21 protein-coding genes are annotated in these 20696 nt (G+C 70.8%); 15 read left to right on the forward strand and 6 right to left on the reverse strand.

The window, feature by feature from the left end; genetic code table 11:
* Nucleotides 1–33: 33 nt before the first annotated feature.
* From ACFSE6_RS12570 to ACFSE6_RS12595, 6 genes are all read left to right on the forward strand, one after another.
* Nucleotides 34–705, forward strand: coding sequence for a response regulator (locus tag ACFSE6_RS12570; protein ID WP_388007425.1), 672 nt, complete (start codon nt 34–36; stop codon nt 703–705).
* An 8-nt stretch (nt 706–713) separates the two neighbouring features.
* A complete protein-coding gene (locus ACFSE6_RS12575) occupies nt 714–2465 on the forward strand; it encodes a sensor histidine kinase (protein WP_388007428.1) in 1752 nt (583 codons plus the stop codon).
* A 74-nt stretch (nt 2466–2539) separates the two neighbouring features.
* Nucleotides 2540–4084: an RNA polymerase sigma factor gene (locus ACFSE6_RS12580; protein WP_388007431.1), complete on the forward strand. Its 1545-nt coding sequence runs from the start codon at nt 2540–2542 to the stop codon at nt 4082–4084.
* Between the two features lie 8 nt (nt 4085–4092).
* Nucleotides 4093–4383, forward strand: a complete 291-nt coding sequence (locus ACFSE6_RS12585; RefSeq protein ID WP_465254154.1) for a DUF1905 domain-containing protein — start codon at nt 4093–4095, stop codon at nt 4381–4383.
* Nucleotides 4384–4627: 244 nt separating this feature from the next.
* A complete protein-coding gene (locus ACFSE6_RS12590; protein ID WP_388007437.1) occupies nt 4628–5599 on the forward strand; it encodes an RNA polymerase subunit sigma-70 in 972 nt (323 codons plus the stop codon).
* Nucleotides 5600–5774: 175 nt separating this feature from the next.
* Nucleotides 5775–6374, forward strand: coding sequence for a maleylpyruvate isomerase family mycothiol-dependent enzyme (locus ACFSE6_RS12595; RefSeq protein WP_388007440.1), 600 nt, complete (start codon nt 5775–5777; stop codon nt 6372–6374).
* 19 nt (nt 6375–6393) lie between these two features.
* Here ACFSE6_RS12595 and ACFSE6_RS12600 read toward each other — a convergent pair whose 3' ends face one another.
* The 3 genes from ACFSE6_RS12600 to ACFSE6_RS12610 are packed head-to-tail and all read right to left on the reverse strand — an operon-like array spanning nt 6394 to nt 10171.
* Nucleotides 6394–8388 (reverse strand): ABC1 kinase family protein, encoded by a 1995-nt coding sequence (locus ACFSE6_RS12600; RefSeq protein ID WP_388007443.1) that lies wholly within the window; start codon nt 8386–8388, stop codon nt 6394–6396.
* Nucleotides 8389–8447: 59 nt separating this feature from the next.
* Nucleotides 8448–9059 (reverse strand): MBL fold metallo-hydrolase, encoded by a 612-nt coding sequence (locus tag ACFSE6_RS12605; RefSeq protein WP_388007446.1) that lies wholly within the window; start codon nt 9057–9059, stop codon nt 8448–8450.
* Nucleotides 9059–10171: an S-(hydroxymethyl)mycothiol dehydrogenase gene (locus ACFSE6_RS12610; RefSeq protein ID WP_388007449.1), complete on the reverse strand. Its 1113-nt coding sequence runs from the start codon at nt 10169–10171 to the stop codon at nt 9059–9061. Before ACFSE6_RS12610 ends, ACFSE6_RS12605 begins: the two co-directional genes overlap by 1 nt.
* A gap of 152 nt (nt 10172–10323) precedes the next feature.
* Between ACFSE6_RS12610 and ACFSE6_RS12615 the strand changes: the two genes are divergently transcribed.
* Together ACFSE6_RS12615 and ACFSE6_RS12620 are read left to right on the forward strand one after the other, a co-directional pair.
* The gene (locus ACFSE6_RS12615) at nt 10324–11208 is read left to right on the forward strand and encodes a GNAT family N-acetyltransferase (RefSeq protein ID WP_388007452.1); all 885 of its coding nucleotides are present in this window, start codon (nt 10324–10326) and stop codon (nt 11206–11208) included.
* Between the two features lie 110 nt (nt 11209–11318).
* Nucleotides 11319–12521 carry a low temperature requirement protein A gene (locus ACFSE6_RS12620; RefSeq protein WP_388007455.1) on the forward strand — a complete coding sequence of 401 codons (1203 nt, stop codon included), beginning with the start codon at nt 11319–11321 and terminating at the stop codon, nt 12519–12521.
* Here ACFSE6_RS12620 and ACFSE6_RS12625 read toward each other — a convergent pair.
* Both ACFSE6_RS12625 and ACFSE6_RS12630 read right to left on the reverse strand, forming a co-directional pair.
* The gene (locus ACFSE6_RS12625; RefSeq protein WP_388007458.1) at nt 12473–12868 is read right to left on the reverse strand and encodes a hypothetical protein; all 396 of its coding nucleotides are present in this window, start codon (nt 12866–12868) and stop codon (nt 12473–12475) included. The genes ACFSE6_RS12620 and ACFSE6_RS12625 overlap by 49 nt on opposite strands.
* A gap of 4 nt (nt 12869–12872) precedes the next feature.
* Nucleotides 12873–13274: a nuclear transport factor 2 family protein gene (locus ACFSE6_RS12630; protein ID WP_388007461.1), complete on the reverse strand. Its 402-nt coding sequence runs from the start codon at nt 13272–13274 to the stop codon at nt 12873–12875.
* A 94-nt stretch (nt 13275–13368) separates the two neighbouring features.
* On the opposite strand from ACFSE6_RS12630, the gene ACFSE6_RS12635 reads away from it, so the two are divergent.
* Nucleotides 13369–14112 (forward strand): sigma factor-like helix-turn-helix DNA-binding protein, encoded by a 744-nt coding sequence (locus tag ACFSE6_RS12635; protein ID WP_388007464.1) that lies wholly within the window; start codon nt 13369–13371, stop codon nt 14110–14112.
* A gap of 39 nt (nt 14113–14151) precedes the next feature.
* Nucleotides 14152–14448, forward strand: coding sequence for a DUF1540 domain-containing protein (locus ACFSE6_RS12640; protein ID WP_388007467.1), 297 nt, complete (start codon nt 14152–14154; stop codon nt 14446–14448).
* 32 nt (nt 14449–14480) lie between these two features.
* On the opposite strand, the gene ACFSE6_RS12645 is transcribed toward ACFSE6_RS12640, so the two are convergent.
* Nucleotides 14481–15962 carry an aminotransferase-like domain-containing protein gene (locus ACFSE6_RS12645; RefSeq protein WP_388007470.1) on the reverse strand — a complete coding sequence of 494 codons (1482 nt, stop codon included), beginning with the start codon at nt 15960–15962 and terminating at the stop codon, nt 14481–14483.
* A gap of 123 nt (nt 15963–16085) precedes the next feature.
* Here ACFSE6_RS12645 and ACFSE6_RS12650 point away from each other — a divergent pair, with 123 nt between their 5' ends.
* Genes ACFSE6_RS12650 through ACFSE6_RS12670 form a run of 5 tightly spaced genes read left to right on the forward strand, consistent with a single transcriptional unit; the run spans nt 16086 to nt 20695 of the window.
* Nucleotides 16086–17378, forward strand: a complete 1293-nt coding sequence (locus tag ACFSE6_RS12650) for an ABC transporter substrate-binding protein (RefSeq protein ID WP_388007473.1) — start codon at nt 16086–16088, stop codon at nt 17376–17378.
* A gap of 27 nt (nt 17379–17405) precedes the next feature.
* Nucleotides 17406–18374 carry a carbohydrate ABC transporter permease gene (locus tag ACFSE6_RS12655; protein WP_388007476.1) on the forward strand — a complete coding sequence of 323 codons (969 nt, stop codon included), beginning with the start codon at nt 17406–17408 and terminating at the stop codon, nt 18372–18374.
* Between the two features lie 5 nt (nt 18375–18379).
* Nucleotides 18380–19201, forward strand: coding sequence for a carbohydrate ABC transporter permease (locus tag ACFSE6_RS12660; RefSeq protein ID WP_388007479.1), 822 nt, complete (start codon nt 18380–18382; stop codon nt 19199–19201).
* Nucleotides 19202–19212: 11 nt separating this feature from the next.
* Complete coding sequence (locus ACFSE6_RS12665; protein WP_388007482.1) at nt 19213–20289, forward strand: Gfo/Idh/MocA family protein; 1077 nt, start codon at nt 19213–19215, stop codon at nt 20287–20289.
* Nucleotides 20290–20329: 40 nt separating this feature from the next.
* A complete protein-coding gene (locus ACFSE6_RS12670; protein ID WP_388007485.1) occupies nt 20330–20695 on the forward strand; it encodes a cupin domain-containing protein in 366 nt (121 codons plus the stop codon).
* Nucleotide 20696: the final 1 nt, after the last annotated feature.

The raw sequence follows: 20696 nt of genomic DNA on the forward strand, positions 1-20696 counted from the left end.
CCACCGCCGCGTGGCCGGGCTACCGTGACTGACGTGAGCGAGACGAACGAGAGTGCGCCGGAGCGCGTGCGTGTCTATCTCCTCGACGACCACGAGGTGGTCCGGCGCGGCATCCGGGAACTCCTGGAGTCCGAGCCCGGCATCGAGGTGGTCGGTGAGTCCGGTCTCGCGCAGGAGGCGGCCCGGCGCCTGCCCGCGCTGCGCCCGGACGTCGCCATCCTCGATGCGCGGCTGCCGGACGGCTCGGGCATCGACGTGTGCCGCGACGTCCGCTCCCAGGACCCGAGCATCAAGGCCCTCATCCTCACCTCGTACGACGATGACGAGGCACTCTTCGCGGCGATCATGGCCGGCGCTGCCGGCTACGTCCTCAAACAGGTCCGGGGCACCGATCTCGTCGACATGGTCCGGCGGGTGGCCGCAGGCCAGTCGACCCTCGACCCCTCGGTGACCGCCACCGTCCTCGAACGGATCCGGACCGGTCCGCCGGTGGACAGCGAGCTCGAGGCGCTCACCGACCAGGAACGCCGGATTCTCGACCTCATCGGTGAGGGACTGACCAACCGCCAGATCGCGGGCCGGCTGTTCCTCGCGGAGAAGACGGTGAAGAACTACGTCTCCTCGTTGCTCGCCAAACTCGGCCTGGCCAGCCGCACCCAGGCCGCGATCTTCGCTCTCAAGCACCCGCATCCGCGCCGGGACTGAGCCGCCGCATGACCGAGGAGCCTGGCGACGCCGCCGAACGACGCCCACTGAGTGAGGCGGACTTCGAGGACCTCCTGGAGGAGGTCCTCGCCCGCATGCATGAGGTCCGTGACCAGCAGGACCGGCTGCGGCTGCTCCTCGATGCCGTCGTCACCATGGCGGCCGACCTCAGTCTCGACGGGGTGCTCTCCCGGATCGTCGCCGTCGCCGGCCGCCTGGTCGGGGCCCGTTATGCGGCCCTCGGTGTGCTCGGCGAGGGCACGGGCAAGCGGCTGCGCACGTTCGTGCACCACGGTATCGACGACGACGTCGCGGCCCGGATCGGCGAGCTCCCGTCCGGGCACGGCCTTCTCGGGCTGCTCATCGACCGGCCGGAACCGATCCGGTTGCACGACCTCACCCGGCATCCCGCCTCCTACGGGGTGCCGCCGGGCCATCCGCCGATGCACTCCTTCCTCGGCGTCCCCGTGCGCATCCGGGACCAGGTCTTCGGGAACCTGTATCTCACCGAGAAGGCCGGCGGCGAGGACTTCACCGCCGAGGACGAGGAGATCGTGCTCGCGCTCGCCGCGGCCGCCGGTGTCGCGGTCGAGAACGCGCGGTTGTACGAGGAGACCACACGCCGGGCATCCTGGCTGCGGGCGACGGCGGAGATCACCACCCTGCTGACGGGTTCGGTCAGTTCCGACGACGCCCTGCTTGCGGTCGCGGACCGGGCCCGGGAGGTCGCCGGCGCCGCCGTGGCCTGGATCGCGACGGGACCGGATGCCGCACGACTGCGCGTCGTCGCCGTCTCCGGAATCGAGCTGAGCGACGCCGAGGTCGACGCTCTCCCGCTCGAGCATTCGCTCACCAGGTCGGTCGCCGAACGCGGGAGGGCGGTCTCGATCGCCGACGTGCGTCGCGAACCCGGTGCGATCCCGGTCGGCGACCTGCCGGGCCGGCAGGCGCTCGGTCCCGCGGTCATCGTCCCGATGGGGCCGGCGGCCGGGGTGGTCGGTGCGCTGGCGATCGCCTGGCACGCCGAGGACGCCACGCGGCGCGAGGTACCGGACACCGAGATGCCGGCGAGCTTCGCCGAGCAGGCCGCCCTCGCCCTCCAGGTCGCCCGCGCCCGTGAGGACCGGCAACGCGTCGCGGTCCTGGAGGACCGGGACCGGATCGGCCGGGACCTGCACGACCTCGTCATCCAGCGGCTGTTCGCCGTCGGTCTCGGTCTGCAGGGCGCTGCGCGGCTGGTGGACCGTCTCGAGGTGGTCGACCGGATCGAACGGGCCGTGGACGACCTCGACGAGACCATCAAGGACATCCGCCGGACCATCTTCGCGCTCGGCGCGCTGGAGGACGCCGAGGACGTGCAGAGCGAGATCGTCCGCCTGGTGGACCGGGCGGCGGCCACGATGAAGTTCCGCCCGCGCCTGCATCTCGAGGGGCCTGTCCGCACCCTGGTCGACGGCTCCCTCGCACCGGAGCTGCTGGCGGTGCTCGGCGAGGCGTTGTCCAACGCGAGCCGCCACGCCGCGGCCACCGCCGTGGACGTGACGGTGCAGGCGGGCGAGGAGATCACCCTGATCGTGCGCGACGACGGCCGTGGGATGACGGAGGACGTGCCGCACAGCGGTCTGGCGAACATCCGCCGGCGTGCCGAACGCCGCGGGGGCAGCTTCGCGATCGACTCGGCGCCCGGCGCGGGCACCGTCCTACGGTGGTCGGTCCCGGCCGGTGGCCTCGACAAGGCGCGCGGGGGCACGGCACCCTAAGGGCCAACCGAGCGGGCGGTGCCCGCGCAGCAGCGGCGTGCCCGCGGTGCGCCACGGAAGGTCAGGGGGCGCAGGTGACCGACGCGGCGGTGCGCCATGAGATCGACGCCGAGGACCTCGCCGCGTTCGAGGACATCTACCGCGACCATGCGGTCGAACTGCTCGCCTATGCCCGCAAGCTGACCTCGGACCCGGTTCAGGCCGAGGACTGGGTGGCCGAGACGTTCACCCGCACGCTCGGTGCCGTCCGGCGTGGGAAGGGCCCTACCGAGAACGTCCGTGGCTATCTCTTCACGGTGCTGCGCAACGTCCGTCACGAGTTCTACCGCACCGGAGCGCCGCTGCCGGTCGATGGCGTGCCGGAGGAGCACCCGGAGCTGACGGTGCCGGACCGCAGCGAGGATCTCGTGGACGGTTCGGTGGCCGCGGCCGCCTTCAAGTCACTGCCCGACCGGTGGCGTGACGTCCTGCTCATGACGGCGGTCGAGGACCGGCCCGTGGACGAGGTCGCCGAGCAGCTGTCGATGACACCTGGTGCGTGCGCGCAGCTGGCCCACCGCGCGCGGGACGGGCTGCGCTCGGCCTACCTGCAGGAGATGCTCCCGCCCGCGCAGGACGGCGTGTGCGAGGAGAACCGTGCGCTGCTGGTGCGCCGTGTGCGCGAACGTCTGCCACGACAGCAGAGTCGCTCCGTGGACCGGCATCTACGCCGGTGCGAGGAGTGCGCCGGTGCGGCCGCGCTGCTGCGGCTCGAGGTCACCCGCATGCGGACGCTGCCGATCTGGATGCTCATCGCTGTCGCAGGTCACAAGGGAGCGCTGATCCTGGGCGCCGCCGGCGTCTCCGCCGGGGCGACGGCGGCGGGTACCCAGGCGGGGCTGCTGTCCCGGCTGGTCCCCAAGCGCCACGGCGTCACGGCCGGTGTGGCCGGTGGGGTGGCGGCCGTCGCCGTGGCGGTCGCGGCCGCGGCCATGACCGCGAGCGAGCCGCCGCCCGAGCCGCCGCAGACGAGTTCCGACGCCGACGCCGGAGGGGACGGCGGGGGCGTCTCAGCCTCGAGCGGTCGGCAGAGTGAGTCGGCGGGCGACGGCGGCCCGACCCAACCGGCCGAGGAGCCCGCGGACCGGCCGGCCGGCGAGCCGGCGGATGCGCCACCGGCTGCGCCGTCGGACTCCGTTCCGTCGGTGCCTCCTGCGGACGGCCAGACGCAGGAGCCTGAGCCGGAACCTGAGCCCCAGCCTGAGCCGGCGCCCGAGCCTGAGCCCCGGCCTGAGCCGGCGCCCGAGCCTGAGCCGGCGCCCGAGCCAGAGCCGGAACCGGCTCCGGAGCCGCAGCCCGAGCCAGAGCCTGAACCGCAGCCGGCTCCTGAACCGGAGCCCGCGCCGACGCCGCCGGGCAATCCCGGCGAGCAGGGCCCTCCCGATCACGCGCCGGGAACGCCGCCCGACACGCCGGGACAGGGCGACCCGGGCAACGGGAACGGCGCCGGGAACGGTGGCAATCCGGGGAACAGCGGTGACGCGCCGCCACACGCGAACGACGTTGACGTCGAACTGCACCTGGGGGATCTCGCCGACGTGGACATCGGGCTCGATCTCGGCCTGAGCGGAACGTCCTGATGACGGCGATGGAGCTCGACTTCACCGGCGAGCTCTTCGAGTGGCGTGGACCGCCGCCGTACGTCTTCGTAGCCGTGCCGGATGACCCGAGCGATGCGATCCGCGAGATCGCGAACGCCGTCACCTATGGGTGGGGCGTCATACCGGTGACAGCCCGCATCGGACGGGCCGAGTTCACGACGTCGCTCTTCCCGAAGGACGGGCAGTACCTGCTGCCCGTCAAGCTCGCCGTGCGTCGGGCCGAGCGGATCGACGTCGGCGACGGGGTCGCCGTCTCCATAGACATCGCCCCGCCCTGAGCGCCACTGCACCGAGGCCGTGGCTGTGATGCAGCTCACACAACAGGGCGTGATCACCCCGGCATCACACCGTCTTCTCGGGTGGAGGCGACGCCTCCACGCACCGGTACGTCGCGTCGGCGCACCGGCTCGGCACGCAGGGGGCGCCGAGCCGGTCGCCGGCGCGGCGCGGCACCGTACCGCGCCGGATGGCGAGTCCAGTCATCACCTTGTCAGTCGACCGCGACACTGCTTCCGTGGTCACGTGACCACATCGGCACCGACGCGCCATGCCCTCGACGACGAGCTCGAGTCGCTCCGCGGACCGCTGACCGGCTACTGCTACCGCATGCTCGGCGCGGCGGCCGACGCTGACGACGCCGTCCAGGAGACGATGCTGCGCGCCACCCGCAGCCTCGACCGTTTCGATCCCCGGCGTGCCCGCCTGACCACCTGGGTGCACCGGATCGCCACGAACGTCTGTCTGGACATGCTGCGCGGCGCAGGGCGACGAGTACTGTCCGTCGACCTCGGCCCCGCCTCCGACGGCCCGGAAGGGCTCGGGACCCCTCTGCCGCCCGAGCGATTCGTCGAGCCCATGCCGGACTCGCGGCTCATCACCGCCACGGACCCCGCCGAGGTCATCGTCCAGCGCGAGAGCGTCCGGCTGGCGTTCGTCGCAGCCCTCCAGGCGCTCTCGCCGCGCGAGCGCGCCACCCTCGTGCTTCGCGATGTGCTCGCCTTCTCGGCGCAGGAGAGCGCAGACATCCTCGGCACGAGCGTTCCCGCAGTCACCAGTGCACTGCAGCGGGCACGCGCCCGACTGGAGGCGAGCCGCCCGGCACCCGACGACATCGCCGCCCCGGAGGACCCGGCCCAGCACGACCTGCTCCGCCGGTACATCGCCGCCTTCGAGGCGCACGACGTCGCCGCACTCACGGCGCTGCTGCGCGAGGACGCCGTCACCTCCATGCCGCCCTTCGCCTGGTGGATGCGCGGCGCCGCGGCCATCGCGCGCCTCATGGCCGCCAGCGACGCCTGCGCCCGCGACCGGCTGCTGCCGACGGCCATCAACGGCGGCCCGGGCCTCGGGCAGTACCGCCCGGACGGCGCCGGTGTGCTGCAGCCGTTCGCCCTCGTCCTCCTCGAGGTGCGTGGCGGCCTGGTGGACCAGACCGTCACCTTCCTCGGCACGGGCGCGCGTTTCGCCGAGTTCGGGCTTCCCGCCCACCCCTGACCCCGCCCACCCCTCACCCCTCCCGCGACTCGTCACCCGTGTGCCGATTCGTCCACGAGGTGCCGACGTGTCGCCATCGTGCGCGTCGGGCGAGGCGCTCGCGTGCGCGCCGCGATGAGTTTCCGGGGCCGCGGTCGTACAAGAGGCGACAGCACCCCGACCGGAAGGACCGGACATGACCACCGACACCATGCTCGCCACCGAGACGTTCGCCGAGCGGGAGCGACTCGCCCACCTGCTCGCCGGCCTGACACCCGAGCAGTGGTCGGCTCCCTCGTTGTGCACCGGCTGGCGCGTGCGCGAGGTCGTCGCTCACATCACCACTGCCTACCGCCTCGCGCCGAAGGCGTTTATGGACGGGCTGGCCCGGGAGAACTTCGACTTCGACCGTTTCGCCGATCGCCAGGCCCGTGCCGACACCGACGCCCTCTCCGACGCTGATCTGCTCGCCTCACTGCGCGAGAACGTCCGCCACCCGTGGCAGCCGCCCGGCGGCGGCCAGGCCGGCGCGCTCAGTCACGACGTCATCCACGGCCTCGACATCACCGAGGCACTCGGCCTCCCGGCCGTCCCGCCCGAACGGATCGCCCTTGTCCTCGGCAATGCCGGCGAGAAGAACCTCGAGTACTTCGGTGTGAACCTCGACGGCCTGCGCTTGGTGGCGACCGACTACGAGGTCAGCCTGGGCGAGGGCGACCCGGTCGAGCTGCCCGTCAAAGATGTTCTGCTCACCGTGACCGGACGTCGCCCGGTGCCGACGCCGCGCGGAGCCTGAGCGGTGGGGATCGGACGGGCTACACCCGCTCGGGCCGCCGTCGGAAGATCTGCACGAGCACGCGCAGCGCCAGGATCGCGCTGATCACCAGCAGGTTGTAGCCCAGGAGTGAGTGCAGGTGCAGATCGTCGCGGACCACGGGCCCGCCGTCGGACCACAGCAGCACGACGGCCATGATCCCGACCACGCCGGCCAGGGCCGTCAGCAGCACGTCGTGCAGCAGCCGAGTGATCCAGGCACGGTCGCGCTCGTCGGCGAAGATCCGGGCGTTGACCCCCAGCCGGCCGTGCTCGGCCGCACTCGCCACGCGTTCGATGCGCCGCGGCAGGCGCCGCAGCACCGGAAGCAGGGTGACGAGCTCCTCGGCGGCGCTGCGCCGCAGCTCGTTCGGAGTCAGTCGTTCGCCGACGTACTCGCCCGCCAGCTCCTTGCTCTGCGCGACCAGGTCGAACTCGGGAGCCAGCTGACGCAACGTGCCCTCCGCCGTCGCCATGGACCGGAAGACGGCCGCGATCTCCGGCGGGATCTCCAGCCCGTACCGCGAGACGATCCCGAACAGGGCGGCGAACATCTGCGCTCCGTGCGCGCCCGCGCCCGCGGAGTATCGCGCGATCACCCGCCCGACCTCTCGGCCCAGGCGCTCCTCGTCGACCTGGTCCGACGCCGGCGCGAGTTCGAGCAGCGCGTCGGTGACCGCCACCGGGTCACCGTGGTCGAAACCGAGCAGAAGGCGCTCGAGCGAGGCGCGCAGGGCGGCGTCCAGCCGGCCGACGGAGCCCAGATCAAGCAGGCCTACGCCGCCGTCGTCGAGGATGAAGATGTTGCCCGCGTGCGGGTCGGCGTGGAAGACGCCGTCGACCAGCACCTGCCGCAGCAGAGCGTCGAGGACGGCCCGGGCGACCTCGTTGCGGTCCAGGCCGAGGCGCTCGAGCAGGGGACCGGCCTCCGAGATCGGCCGGCCGCGCAGGCGCTCCATGACGAGGACCCGCGCCGTCGAGAGCTCCTCGTGCACGGCGGGTGTGCGTACCGGTGATCCGGACGGCTGTGCGCGGGCGACGGCACGGATGTTCTCGCACTCTACGCGGAAGTCGAGCTCCTCGCGGATCGCGGTAGCCAGGCCCTCGGCGAGCGCCGCGGTGCGCAGGCTGCGTGCCCAGCCGGTGGTGCGTTCCAGGCGCGCGCCGAGCCGGACGGCGATGTCCAGGTCCTGCTCGACCACCGGCCGGATGCCGGGGCGTTGCACCTTGACCACGACCTCGTCGCCGGTGGCCAGGCGTGCGGCGTGCACCTGACCGATCGACGCCGCCGCGAGCGGTGTGCGGTCGATCTCGGCGAATACCGTCTCCGCCGGTGCACCGAGCTCCTGCTCGAGAACGGCTGCCACCTCGGGCCAGGGCACGGGTGCCGCGGTGTCCCGCAAGGAGGCGAGCTCGTCGGCGATCTCAGCCGGGAGTTGATCGGCCCGGGTCGAGAGGACCTGCCCCATCTTCACGAAGGTGGTCCCGCACGCTCCGAGCGTCTCGCGCAACGCGCGGCCGAGCTGTGCCCGGGACGTCGGCGCTTCCAGGGCGCCGGACGTGCGCCGCCTGAGGTAGGGGCCCAGACCGTGCCGCAGGGCGATCCATACCACCTGGCCGGTGCGGCGCGCTCGACTCCAGCGACCCTTCAGCCCGCGCCCCCAGACCGTCGCCGGCGGGATCGACCCGAGCGGGGCGAACGCCTCGACGACGACGATGAACGCCATCGACGCCAGGAGCGTGAGCATGCCGGCCAGCAGCATGAACCAGACCTCCACCCAGCCCGGCGGCTGCGAATGCTCGGTCGCCGGGCGGAAGCGGGTCAGCGTGACGGCCATGACGGGCAGGACCGTCGCGGCGAACAGGCCGGTCGCGAGAATGCGCACCACGCCGAGTCGGATGCCGAGCAGGCGCTGGGCAGCGAAGCCGAGCAGGTAGGCCGTGAGAAGGGTCGAGACGACGGCGACCGGCGCGGTCAGCACGCTCAGCAGGTCCATGCCGATCAGTCTGGCGGGTGGGTGCTGATCGGTCGAGGTCGTTCGTCAGCGGGCCTTTGTCAGCGGTGCTTCTCCGCCCCGATCGTCGTGTCCTCGCCGTGTCCGGTGCGGACCACCGTCTCCTCCGGCAGGACGAACAGCTTCTCGGCGATGGACGCCTCGAGGGTCGGCAGATCCGAGTAGCTGCGCCCGGTCGCGCCCGGTCCGCCGTGGAACAGCGTGTCCCCGGTGAACACGCAGCCCAGGTCCGCCGCGTACAAGCAGACCCCGCCGGGGGCGTGACCAGGCGTGTGCAGCACCTGCAGCGAGGTGCCCGCCACCGAGACGTGCTCGCCGTCGGAGAGATTCAGGTCCCAGCTCGTCCCGGGATGGGTCAGGTCCCACAGGGGCCGGTCGTCGGGGTGCAGCAGGATCGGCGCACCGGTCCGCTCGCGCAGGTCCGGGGCCACCCGTACGTGGTCGTCGTGCGCGTGCGTGCACGCGATCGCGCGGACCGTGCGGTCGCCGACCAGGTCCAGGATGGCGTCGATGTCGTGCGGTGCGTCGATGACGACGCACTCGCGGTCGTCGCCGACCACCCAGATGTTGTTCTCGACGTCGTGCGTCTCACCGTCCAGGCTGAACGTGCCGGCGACCACGCCGTGGTCGACCCGGGCTGTCGTCTCACTCATCAGAGCACCACCACACTGCGCAGAACGGAACCGTCGTGCATCTTGTCGAAGGCCGCCTCGACGTCGTCCATCCCGATCTCCTCGGTGACGAACGTGTCGAGGTCGAGGCGGCCCTGCTGGTACAGGTCCACCAGCATCGGGAAGTCACGGGAGGGCAGGCAGTCGCCGTACCAGGAGGACTTCAGCGCGCCGCCGCGGCCGAACACGTCGAGCAGCGGCAGGTCGGGCACCGTCATCTCCGGGGTCGGCACGCCGACCAGCACCAGGATGCCGGCGAGGTCACGGGCGTAGAAGGCCTGCTTCCAGGTCTCCGGCCGGCCGACCGCCTCGATGACGACGTCGGCGCCCTCGGCGCCCTCGTAGGTCTCGGCGGCGATCCGCTTGATCTCCTCGATGGCGTCCGAACGGGAGGAGTCGACGGTGTGGGTGGCGCCGAGGCGCCGGGCTGTCTCGAGCTTCGCGGCGTCGATGTCGACGGCGATGATCGGGCTGGCCCCGGACAGGGCCGCGCCGGCGACGGCGGCCGCGCCGACGCCACCGCACCCGATGACCGCGACCGACTTGCCGCGGCCGGCGTTGCCGGTATTGATGGCGGCACCGATGCCGGCCATGACGCCGCACCCGAGCAGTCCGACGGCGGCCGGCCGGGCGGAGGGGTCGACCTTGGTGCACTGTCCGGCGGCGACCAGCGTCTTCTCGGCGAACGCGCCGATTCCCAGTGCCGGGCTGAGCTCGGTCCCGGCGTCGTCGCCCTCGGCCAGGGTCATCGCCTGGGTGGCGTTGTGCGTGTCGAAGCAGTACTGCAGCTCACCGCGCTTGCAGGCGCGGCACTTCCCGCAGACGGCCCGCCAGTTGAGGACGACGAAATCGCCCGGGGCCACGCCGGTGACGTCCTCGCCGACCGCTTCGACCACGCCGGCGGCCTCGTGCCCGAGCAGGAACGGGAAGTCGTCGTTGATCCCACCCTCGCGGTAGTGCAGGTCGGTGTGGCAGACCCCGCAGGTCTGAACCCGGACGAGTGCCTCGCCGGGTCCCGGGTCCGGCACATTGATGGTGGTGACCTCGACCGGCGCTCCCTTGGCGCGGGCGACCACTGCCTTGACGGTCTGCATCCTCGTCCCTTCTGCGCGGCTTCGCGTCCGACGGCGGACGGCTGCACGACGGACCTTACGGGTCCACGGCGGCGCCACGCTCGCCGGCACTGCGCGGACGGCACAGCGGCGGGTACTCGCGCGGCAAGGATTACCTGACTAAGGTCAGCTATATGCAGTCAGCGGAGCTGAGCGAAACGACGGCGGTCCTGCGGCATTTCAACCGGACTTATACCCAGCGGGTGGGCGTGCTCGAGGAGTCCTTCCTCGGCACCGGCCGCCCGTTGGCCGTCTCGCGGCTGCTGTTCGAGATCGGCCGGTCCGACGGGGCCTCGGTGGCCGACCTGCGCCGTCGTCTCGATCTCGACTCGGGGCAGCTCTCGCGCACGCTGCGTTACCTCGAGCGCCACGGGTTGATCGAGACGGTCCCGGACGAGAGCGACGGCCGGCGGCGCCTCGCCCGGCTCACCGCGGCGGGACGGCAGGCCTGGCTGGACCTGGACCGGCGGTCCGAGGCCAAGGCGACCGGGATCGTCGAGGCCCTCACCCCGCGTCAGCGGGCACGGCTCGCGGAGGCACTGATGACGGCGGACCTCCTGGTCCGCGCCGCGACCGTGCAGCTGCGTGAGGTCGAGGTCACCGATCCGCTCGCCCGTCGGGCGCAGCAGGCCTTCGTCGACGAGCTGCACGAGCGGTTCGGCTTCGCCGGTGGTGCGGCGGACGAGCCGGAGCCCGGATCGACGTTCGTCGTCGCCACCTCCGAGGGCTCCCCGGTCGCCTACGGTGGCATCCGACCCGCACCCGACACCGTCCCGGACGCCGCGGAGGTCAAACGCATGTGGGTCCACAGCGACTGGCGCGGTGCCGGCCTCGGTTCGCGCATGCTGCGCCACCTCGAGCAGCTCGCCCTCGAGCGCGGCTACCGGGAGATGGTGCTCGACACCAACGGGGCGTTGGCGGAGGCGATCGCGCTCTACGAGCGCTCCGGGTATCACCGCATCGAGCGGTACAACGACAACCCCGACGCCGAGCTCTTCTTTCGTAAGTCCTTGCGCTGACTGTCGCCGCTCTGGTCAGCCGCGAGAGTTGCGCAATGCCAGGTCAGCGCGCCATTGTCGCGCTCGCGGATCTGCGGAGGGTGTGCGGCACCCGCGGCATTGGAGGAAACATGGCGTCCATCGGCACACGTGCGAAGGTCATCCGGCCGGCCGGGCCGGAGCGCTCGGAGGTCGGGCCGGTCGAGCTCTTCTTCGACCTGGTCTACGTCTTCGCGATCATCCAGCTCTCGCACCTGCTGCTCGAACACCTGACCTGGCTCGGCGCCGCGCAGACGGTCGTGGTGTTTGCCGCGGTCTGGTGGGGGTGGAACTACACCGCCTGGATCATGAACTGGTTGCGTCCGGGCAGCACCGTCGTCCAACTGCTCACCGGTCTGCTGATGCTCGCCGCACTCGGGATGTCGGTGGCCATCCCGGACGCCTTCGGTGACCGCGCGCTGCTCTTCGTCGGGTGTTACCTCGCTATGGGGCTGGTGCGCCCGTTGTTCATGATCTGGGCGTTCCGCGGGCAGCGACTGGCGTCGAACTACCGGATGTTGCTGATCTGGTCCGCCGCAGCGGGTGCGCTGTGGATCGTCGGCGCATTCCTCGAACCGGACTCGCGGCTGCTCGTGTGGGTCCTCGCCGCCGTCGTCGACTACGCCGCACCGCTCGCGCAGTACCGCGTGCCCGGGGTCGGACACGCCCACATGCGGCTGTGGGACGCCGACCCGGAGCACCTGGCAGAGCGCAACCGGCTCGTCTTCATCATCGCGCTGGGCGAATCCATCCTCCTCATGGGCAACACGCTGGTCTCCGAGGGCGAGATCGACGGTGCATTGGTGGGCAGCCTTGTCCTCGGCTTCGCCGCCTTGTTCGTGCTCTGGTGGAACTACTTCGCCCTCGCGGGCCACGACGTCCAGGGCGGCGACGGCAGTACCGCCGCGCTCCGGTCCGCCTACGCGTACGCGCACGCGTTCATGGTGCTCGGGGCCATCGCGGTCGCCGTCTCGACCGAGCTGCGGCTCACGCACGAGCACCTCACGCCGGCGATGATCGTGGTGACCGTCGCCGGACCGCTCGTCTACCTCGTCGGCAACGTGCTCTTCCTGCGATCGCGATTCGGTCGGTTGGCCCGCTCCCGCTTCGTAGCCGCCGGTGTCCTGGTCCTCATCGGGGTGGTCGCGATGCTCACTCGCCACGACCTCCCCGTGCTCGTGCTGAGTCTCGCGGTCCTCGCCGTGACCGGGACGCTGGCGGCTCTCACCGCGATGTCCGGCAGGCGTCACGCCTCTGACCGGCGCCTCGGCGAGGTTGCGGACTCGGACACGTAGGCCCCCGACACGTAGGCGAAGGACTCCTCGAGAAGGTCCGCCCACAGACCGCTGCGTGCGAGTGGGACGCCGAGCCACTCGCGGGCGGGCCGGCCGCCGATCGCCATGCGGGCAGCCGTCCCGGCCTCGACCAGAGCGCTCGCTCGGGGCGCCGGCACCTTGACGACGAGCTCACCCTCGGGCGTGACGAATCCGACGATCTTTCCGCCCACCCGCACGGCCTCGCTGCCGAACATCGCCGCCCGGTCGACTCCGGGCCGGTCGGTGTACGCGCTCGCGAGGCGGTCCAGGATCTCCTGTGCCGCTCGACGGGTGCTCTGCGCTCCGTCGTCGCCTGTCCCGGCCATGACGTCACTCTACGTGTGCGGTCGCGGGGACGACCTCGCCGGCGGCGAGAGCGAACGGCAACTGGTCGAACAGGATCCGCATGGTCGTGATCCGCCCGTCGCGGACGGTGACCAACTCGGCCCCTGGTGCGCTCGGGACGTCGGGTGTCCGGGTGTCGTACAGGACGAGTGCGCGAGCGTCATCACCGTAGGCGGCGAGAAGCTCGGTGGCCTCGACCGTTGCGGCGAACTGCCCCATGAATCCCCGGAAGGCCTCGCCCCCCTGCAGCGGCCCCGCCGGGGTCTGGACCGCGATGTCAGGGGCGATGTACGCCATCGCACGGTCGAAGGCGTCCTGTGACCAGGTGCGGTGGTAGGCGAGGGCGATGTCCAGCGCCCCACGGCTCGTCTTTACGGACTCGTTCATGGTTCCTCCTCGATGTCGGTACCGGTACTGACACCGCGGGTCTGTGGATCGGAACGGTCGCAGGCCAAGATGTCCGCTGACGCGCACCTCGGACGTGACGTGGGTGCAGCCGTACCCGGACGATCCCCAGGCCCGGGAGGAGCGCCGCGAGACCATCGAGCTCGCGTTCGTCACGGCGCTGCAGGCGATACCGGCGCGCCAAGCAGCCGCCCTGGTCTTGGTGGACGTCTTCGGATACTCGACGGCGGAAGCCGCGCAGCTGTTGGGGGAGGGGGTGACGGTGGTCAAGGGGCTGCTGCAACGGGCGCGTCGGGCGATGCCGGTCACCCGGGCGAGCCGGCCGCCCGACGAGCCCGGCGTGGCGGAACTCGTCGCTCGATTCGCCGAGGCCTTCGAGGCGGACGACGTCGACACCCTGCTCACCCTGCTCACCGATGAGGCCTGGCTCGCCATGCCGCCGGCACCGCACCTGTATATAGGGCACGGCGACATTGCCGAATTCCTCCGTGCTTCGGCGGGCGGTCGTGGGGGAAAGCTAGTTCTCGAGCCGACGGTCGCGAATCGGCAACCGGCGTTCGGCTGCTACTTCCGCAACGAGGCCGGAACGTCCCCGAGCGGCGTCGTCGTCCTCGACGTCCACGACGGCGGAATCGGCGGGATCACGCGCTTCATCGATCCAGAACTGGTGGGCAGGTTCGGCCCCCGATCCCGCACCGGCAGTGCCGAATTAGGTCACGCTTTCCTTTCGGAAATGTGGTGCGGCGCGACGTCTCCTCGGAATTCGTCGACCGATTTTCTGCACCCCACTGGTGAAATGCTCGACGGCGTTCTATCGTGAATTCGTCGGTGGCGCCCAGCCGCCGCGAGGGAGGGCACCATGAGTACGCTCGCCGAGCTTCCCGCGGTCACCGAGTGCTCCGTGACCGGATGCTCCTACAACGACCACTCCAGCTGCCACGCCGCCGCGGTCACGATCGGCGGTGAGGGTGACGCACAGTGCGAGACGTTCATCCCGTTGGGCGTCAAGGGCGGCCTCGACAAGGTCGTCTCGCACGTGGGCGCCTGTCAGCGCCACGACTGCGACCACAACGTCGATCTCGAGTGTGCTGCACCGGCCGTGCGCGTCGGTCCCGGCCAGGACACCGCGGACTGCTTGACGTATCAGCCGCGCTGAGAGATGGCCGTCACTGGTCGCATTCGGCGACCTCAGGTGACCGCCGTCGTCAACGACATCTCGCGGAGACCGCCGTCCGTGTAGGCACGCCACGCGCGCGCCAGCCGGAGAACGCCTTCCTGCAGGACGTGAGGTGGCAGGGCGTACGGCAACCGCGTGTGGTCATCCGTTCGGCCCTCCGCCGAGAACACCGCACCAGGTAGCAGGGCCAGCCCGAAGCGGAGGGCGACCTGTGCCAGATGCGTGGCGTCGCCCTGTGGCAATCGAACCCACAGCGAGGCGCCGGCGCGGGGTTCCGCCCACGTCCAGTCCGGCAGGTGGTCGGCCAGCAGATCGGTCAAGGTGGCGAACCCCGCATCGAGTCCCTTGCGCCGCTCGGCGGCCGCGTCGTCGATGTGGTCGAACAGACGCCGGGCGATCTCCTGGCTCACCAACGAGGTGCCCAGATCTGTGCCGCCCTTGACCTGGGCCAGTCGCGAGATCACCCGGGACGGCGCACGGAGCCACCCGAGCCGCAGGCCGCCCCAGAACAGCTTGCTCATCGATCCGACTGTGATCACCCGGTCGCCGGCTCCCGTGAGGAGTGGTGGCGGGGGATCACCGCGGAAGGTGGTGCCCATCAGCGAGGTGTCGTCGATGAGCACGGCTTCCGACCTCTTGACGGCTGCGACCAGGCGGCGCCTCCGGTTCTCGGAGCACACGGCTCCGGTCGGGTTGTTCGCGGCGGCCTGCACGTAGACCAGGCGCGTCGAGCGGCCGCCGGCGAGCACTCGGTCGAGCTCGTCAGTGTCGAGGCCGTCGCGATCGACCGGCACGGAGCTGATCCTGCTGCCCTGGCGGGAGAACGCCTCCAGGGCGCCCCGGTAAGTCGGTTCCTCGACGACGACGCCGTCGCCCGGGTGCAGGCATCCGCGCGCGATCAGCTCCAGCGCCTGCTGTGCGCCCGACGTCACTAGCACCTCGTCCGGCGCGGTCGGGGTCCCCGCGGCCGAGTACCACGCGGCGATGCGCTCACGGAGCGTCGGCAGGCCGCGGGGGTGGTAGCCGTGATGGTCCATCGCAAGCGCGCGATAGTCCGCCCCGGTCAACCCGGCCGAGACGTCCGCGACCAGATCCAGGCTGGGTAGGGCGGCGTTGGCGAAGTCGACCGTGGCCAGCGGCCCGTTCAGAAACGAGGACGCGAGATGGTCCCCGGCGAGCTCGCTGCCCGAGACGGTCTCCCGCTTGCTCCCGGGGGTCGCGGCGCTGACCCACGTGCCGCTGCCCCGGCGGCGTTGCAGGCGGCCCGATTCGCGCAATGCGTGGTATGCCGTGACCACCGTCGTCCGGCTCACGAGCAGCGCGTCCGCGAGCGCGCGTTCCGCGGGTAGGACGGCGAGCGGTGGCAGCTCACCGCGATCGATCAGCTCTGCGATCCCGGTGCTGAGCCGATGATGCAGTGGCCCCGATTTCGCGCCAGTCGCGACGAGCATCCGTGCCAGGTGATCGGCCGAGTACACACTTCGGAAGTCCATTCAGGGACCAATTTCTCCTCTTTGGCTATGGAACGCCCAGGGCGGTACCGGCCAATGTAACGGACAGCCCAGCCAAAGCAGCAGGTGGCGCCGACGCATCGTCGACTCAGAGGGGAGTTGGTCATGACGTTTGTCCGAGGGAGGCTCGCAGTCGCCGGGGCACTGGCCCTTGGCGTCGGCCTGACGGGGTGCGCGACCGTGCCCGCCCCCGGTGGCGCGCAGGCGGCCGAGCCGCAGGACACGTCGCAGACGTTGCGGATCATGGGGCCGGACTTCCCGTACACAGAGGCCACCGTCGAGGAGTTCCGGCGTCGTCACCCGGACGTCTCCGTCGAGTATGTCGAAGGCGGCGTCTCGTTCGAGGACGGCAGCGCACAGACCATGCTCCGGTCCGGTCAGGGCCCCGACGTCCTGATGGTGAACTCCGGTCCCGGGCGCGTCGGCCTCCTCGCCGAGGCCGGCCTCATCACCCCGCTCGGCGACCTCTACGCCGAGCACGGACTCGAGGAGCGCTACCGGCCGGACGTGCTGGAGCAGATCCGCGCCGGCGCGAACGGCGGCGGCGAGATCTTCGAGATCGTCGAAGGCCTGGACGTGTTCCAGGTCTACTACAACGAGGAGATCTTCGCCGAGCACGGCCTCGAGGTACCGACGGCCTACGACGAGCTCCTCGACGCCTGCGCGACCCTCCGGGAGGCCGGGGTTCGGCCCCTGCTTGCCGGCGTCCGGGACAACTTTGCCGGCGGATGGCTGCTGGGCACACTCGTGCAGGCCTCGGCAGGCGCACAGGCTATGCGCGAAATCATCTACGACGACGAGCCGTTCGACCAGGACGCCGTGGTGCGCGCCGCTGAGATGCTCACCGAGCTGATCGACAACGGTTGCATCGACGCCGGGCAGGCTGCAGCGCTCGACGGGGCACAGGCGGAGGCGGGGTTCTGGCGCGGGAACGGCGCCATGGTGGTCCAGCCCCAGGGGCCGATCATCGAGGAACGGCACGACGGCGCGGACGTCTCCCACTTCGGGGCGTTCCCGATGCCGCCGGTCGATCCGACCGACCCTGCCCGACCGACAGCAGGGCTCGCGTTGAGCTGGATCGCGAGCAACAGCACGAGGTCTGCTTCTGCCGTCGAGGCGTGGCTGGCCTGGGTCTCGAGCGAGGACTACCTCGCGCTCACGGCGGAGAACGGCGGCACGCTCGTCCCGGCGCAGGTGGTCCCGGACGGCATCGAGGTGGCACCGGCGATCCGCGACGCCCTGGACAAGACGGCGGACGGGTCGGGGTACAACCCGAGCGTCTACCTGAACGAGGCGGCCAAGCAGGCCTGGTACGACGCCGTGCAAGGCCTCATCAGCGGCAGTGCCGAGCCGGCACCAGCCATGCGCGCGGTTGAGGACGCCCGCGCCACGAACTGACTCATCGACCGAGGGAGATCGAGAGTGATGGGTGTGTCCCAGCAGGTCGGCGTCGGCGCCGCGGTACCGGCCCCGACCGCCGCACGGCCCCCGGGCGGACGCCCGACGCAGCCGCGAAGCCGCCGCGGCGTCATGGTGGCGCTGATGCTCGCACCGTCGTTGGTGCTGCTCGCTGTCTTCGTGTTGGCGCCGTTGGCGCGCGGCATCCAGATGAGCTTCTATACGTGGGACGGCGTCGCCGCGGTGATGGACCGCGTCTGGCTGGAGAACTACGCGCGGGTCTGGACGGATCCGAACTTCCTGTGGGCGCTGGCCCGGACGGTCCTGTGGTGGGCCATCCACCTCAGTCTCGCCGTCGGTGGCGGTCTGCTGACCGCAGCGTTGATCAGCGAGATCCGATGGCGGTGGGCGCAGTCGCTTTTCCGTGGTCTTGCCTTTCTGCCGCACGTCCTCTCACTCGCGGTCGTCGGCGTCGTGTGGAGCCAGATGTACCACCCGACCATCGGGCTGCTGAACGGCGTCCTCGACCGCGTCGGCCTGGACGCGCTCGTCCATCCCTGGCTGGGCGAGGCCTCGACCGCGCTCCCCGCGGTCGGGATCGCGAGCGCCTGGCAGGCCTACGGCTTCTACATGGTGATCTTCCTGGCGAGCATCCAAGCGATCGACCCGGCCCTGCACGAGGCCGCCTCCATCGACGGGGCCGGACCGTGGCAGCGATTCCGGAACGTCACGATCCCGGCGCTGTACAACACGATGAGCCTGGTCATCGTGCTCGCGTTCATCAACGCGCTCAAGGGCTTCGGCACCGTCTGGGCCATGACGCAGGGTGGGCCGGACCGGTCCAGCGAGCTCGTGGCGGTCTACGCCTACCGCCAGGCGTTCGGCCTCGGTGACGTCGGTGCGGCCAGCGCCGCCGGGCTCAGCCTGGCCGTGATCGCCGTGCTGATCACCATGCTGTTCAACCGATGGCGCGACCGCCGCGCGAGCGAGGGGTGATCGCGATGCGCAGCAGCTCCGTACGCACCAGCCTGGTGGTGGTCGTGGCGCTGATCGTCGGCGTCACCCTGGTGCCCTTCATGTGGGCGATCACCAGCGCCTTCAAGAACGACACCGAGATCTTCGGTGACGCGCTCGGCCTGCCAGGGACGTGGCGCTGGGAAAACTTCGTGACCGTCTGGACGGACGGGAACTTCAGCACCTACTTCGTCAACAGCGCCCTCATCGCGGTGGCGGCCACTCTGCTGACGGTCGCGGTCACCACCCCGGCCGGCTACGTGTTCGGCAAGCTTGTGACCGGCCGCGGCCGCAACCTCTTCTACGTCTACCTGCTGGTCATGACGCTGCCGGTGGAGGCGATCATGGTGCCGACCTTCTACCAGCTCCGGGAGTTCTCGCTGGTCGACAGCCGCCTCGGGATCACGCTCGTCCTCGTGGCCACCGGCATCCCCATCGGCGTCTTCATCACCCGCAACTTCTTCCGCGACCTGCCGAGCGAGCTCATGGAATCGGCGCGAACCGAGGGTGCCGGTGACTGGCGCATCTTCCACACCATCATGTTGCCGCTGGCCAAGCCGCCGGTGCTGGCCGTTGCGGTGTTCAGCTTCCTCGGCGCCTGGAATGAGTACCAGCTCGCCGTGCTCCTCCTGCTCAGCGAGGAGAACCGCACCATCCCGCTGGGGCTCGCGCAGTTCCAGGGCCAGCACAGCGCCGACTACGGTGCCCTCTTCGCCGGCATCGTGCTGGCCATGATCCCGTCCATCGTCGTCTACCTGGTGCTGCAGCGCTCGTTCACCCGCGGGCTCGTCGCCGGCGCACTGAAATGAGGAACCGACCCGTGGTGACCTACCAGTTCGAACACTCCGAACGGCTCCGCTGCGCCTTCATCGGCGCCGGCGGGCACTCGTACCGGAACGTCTATCCCTCCTTCCAGTACGCCCCCGTGGACCTCGTCGCCGTGTGCGACACCGACGGCGACCGGGCGCGAGACTACGCGCGCACCTTCGGCGCCGGCCGGGCCCACAACGATCACCGCGAAATGCTCCGGGCCGAGAGCCCGGACGCCGTCTTCATCGTCACCGGCTACACCGACGACGGCGACGTCCAGGCCACCGCGCTCGCCGAGGACGCCCTGCGCGCCGGCGCCCACGTGTGGATGGAGAAGCCGACGGCATCCAACCACCCGGCCCTCGACCGACTGGAAGCGGTCGCGCAGGAGACCGGCCGATTCGTCATGACCGGCCTGAAGAAGGTGTTCACGCCGGCCATGGACAAGGTCACCGAGATCCTGGCGCGCCCGGAGTTCGGCGAGCCGTCCTCGATCTCGGTCCGTTACCCGCAGAGCCTGCCACCGATGGCCGAACGCTCCGACAGGAGGCGAATGGTCGGCTTCCTCGATCACATCTACCACCCCGCGGCCGTGCTGCATCACCTGATGGGCCCGGTGGAGCGGCTCTCGTACGAGTGGGAACCGCGCACCGGCGGGAGCGTCACGTCCCTGCGGTTCGCCTCTGGCGCCGTGGGCACGCTCCACCTGACGGCCGGCTCGGCCGCCACCAGCCCGCTCGAGCGGGTCGAGGTGGTCGGGGAGGGCGCGAACGTCGTCGTCGACAACGGGGTGCGGCTGACGTACTACCGCCGCGGCGCGTCGCTCCCGTACGGCCGGAGCGGCTCGTACCTGGTCGACGACGACACCGCGCCCCTGCGGTGGGAGCCGGAGTTTTCCCTGGGGCAGCTGTACAACAAGAACCTCTTCTACCTCGGCTACGTGCCCGAGATCGTCCACTTCTGCACCAGTGCGCTGACCGGGACGCCGCCGCAGAAGGGGACGCTGGCCGACGTCCGGGAGATCATGCGCCTCTACGAGGCGTACGTGCGCACCGAACCCGGCACCGTCGCGACGATCGAGAGATGACGCCCCCGATGACGACGACAGGACGACGAAGGAGAACGACATGACCCAGCACGAGATCCGCCTCACCCGCGCCGACGACGTGGTGACGGAGACACAGAGCTGGGGCCGCCTGGAGTGGATGGTCTCAGGCGCGCTCAACAACTCGGAGACGATGACCGTGGGGCGTTGTCACATCGCTCCCGGTGAGGCCAACCCGCGCCACTATCACCCCAACTGCGACGAGGTGCTGCACGTCCTGCGGGGCACGATCGAGCACACGGTCGACGACGAGCTCATCTCGATGGGGCCGGGCGACACCATCAGCATCCCGACCGGGGCCTGGCACAATGCCCGCAACGTGGGGACGGACGACGCGGTTTTCGTCATCACGTTCTCTTCCGCGGACCGCCAGGCGATCGGAGAGTGAC

Source organism: Georgenia deserti, assembly GCF_042680605.1.
Taxonomy (GTDB): Bacteria; Actinomycetota; Actinomycetes; order Actinomycetales; family Actinomycetaceae; genus Allobogoriella; species Allobogoriella deserti.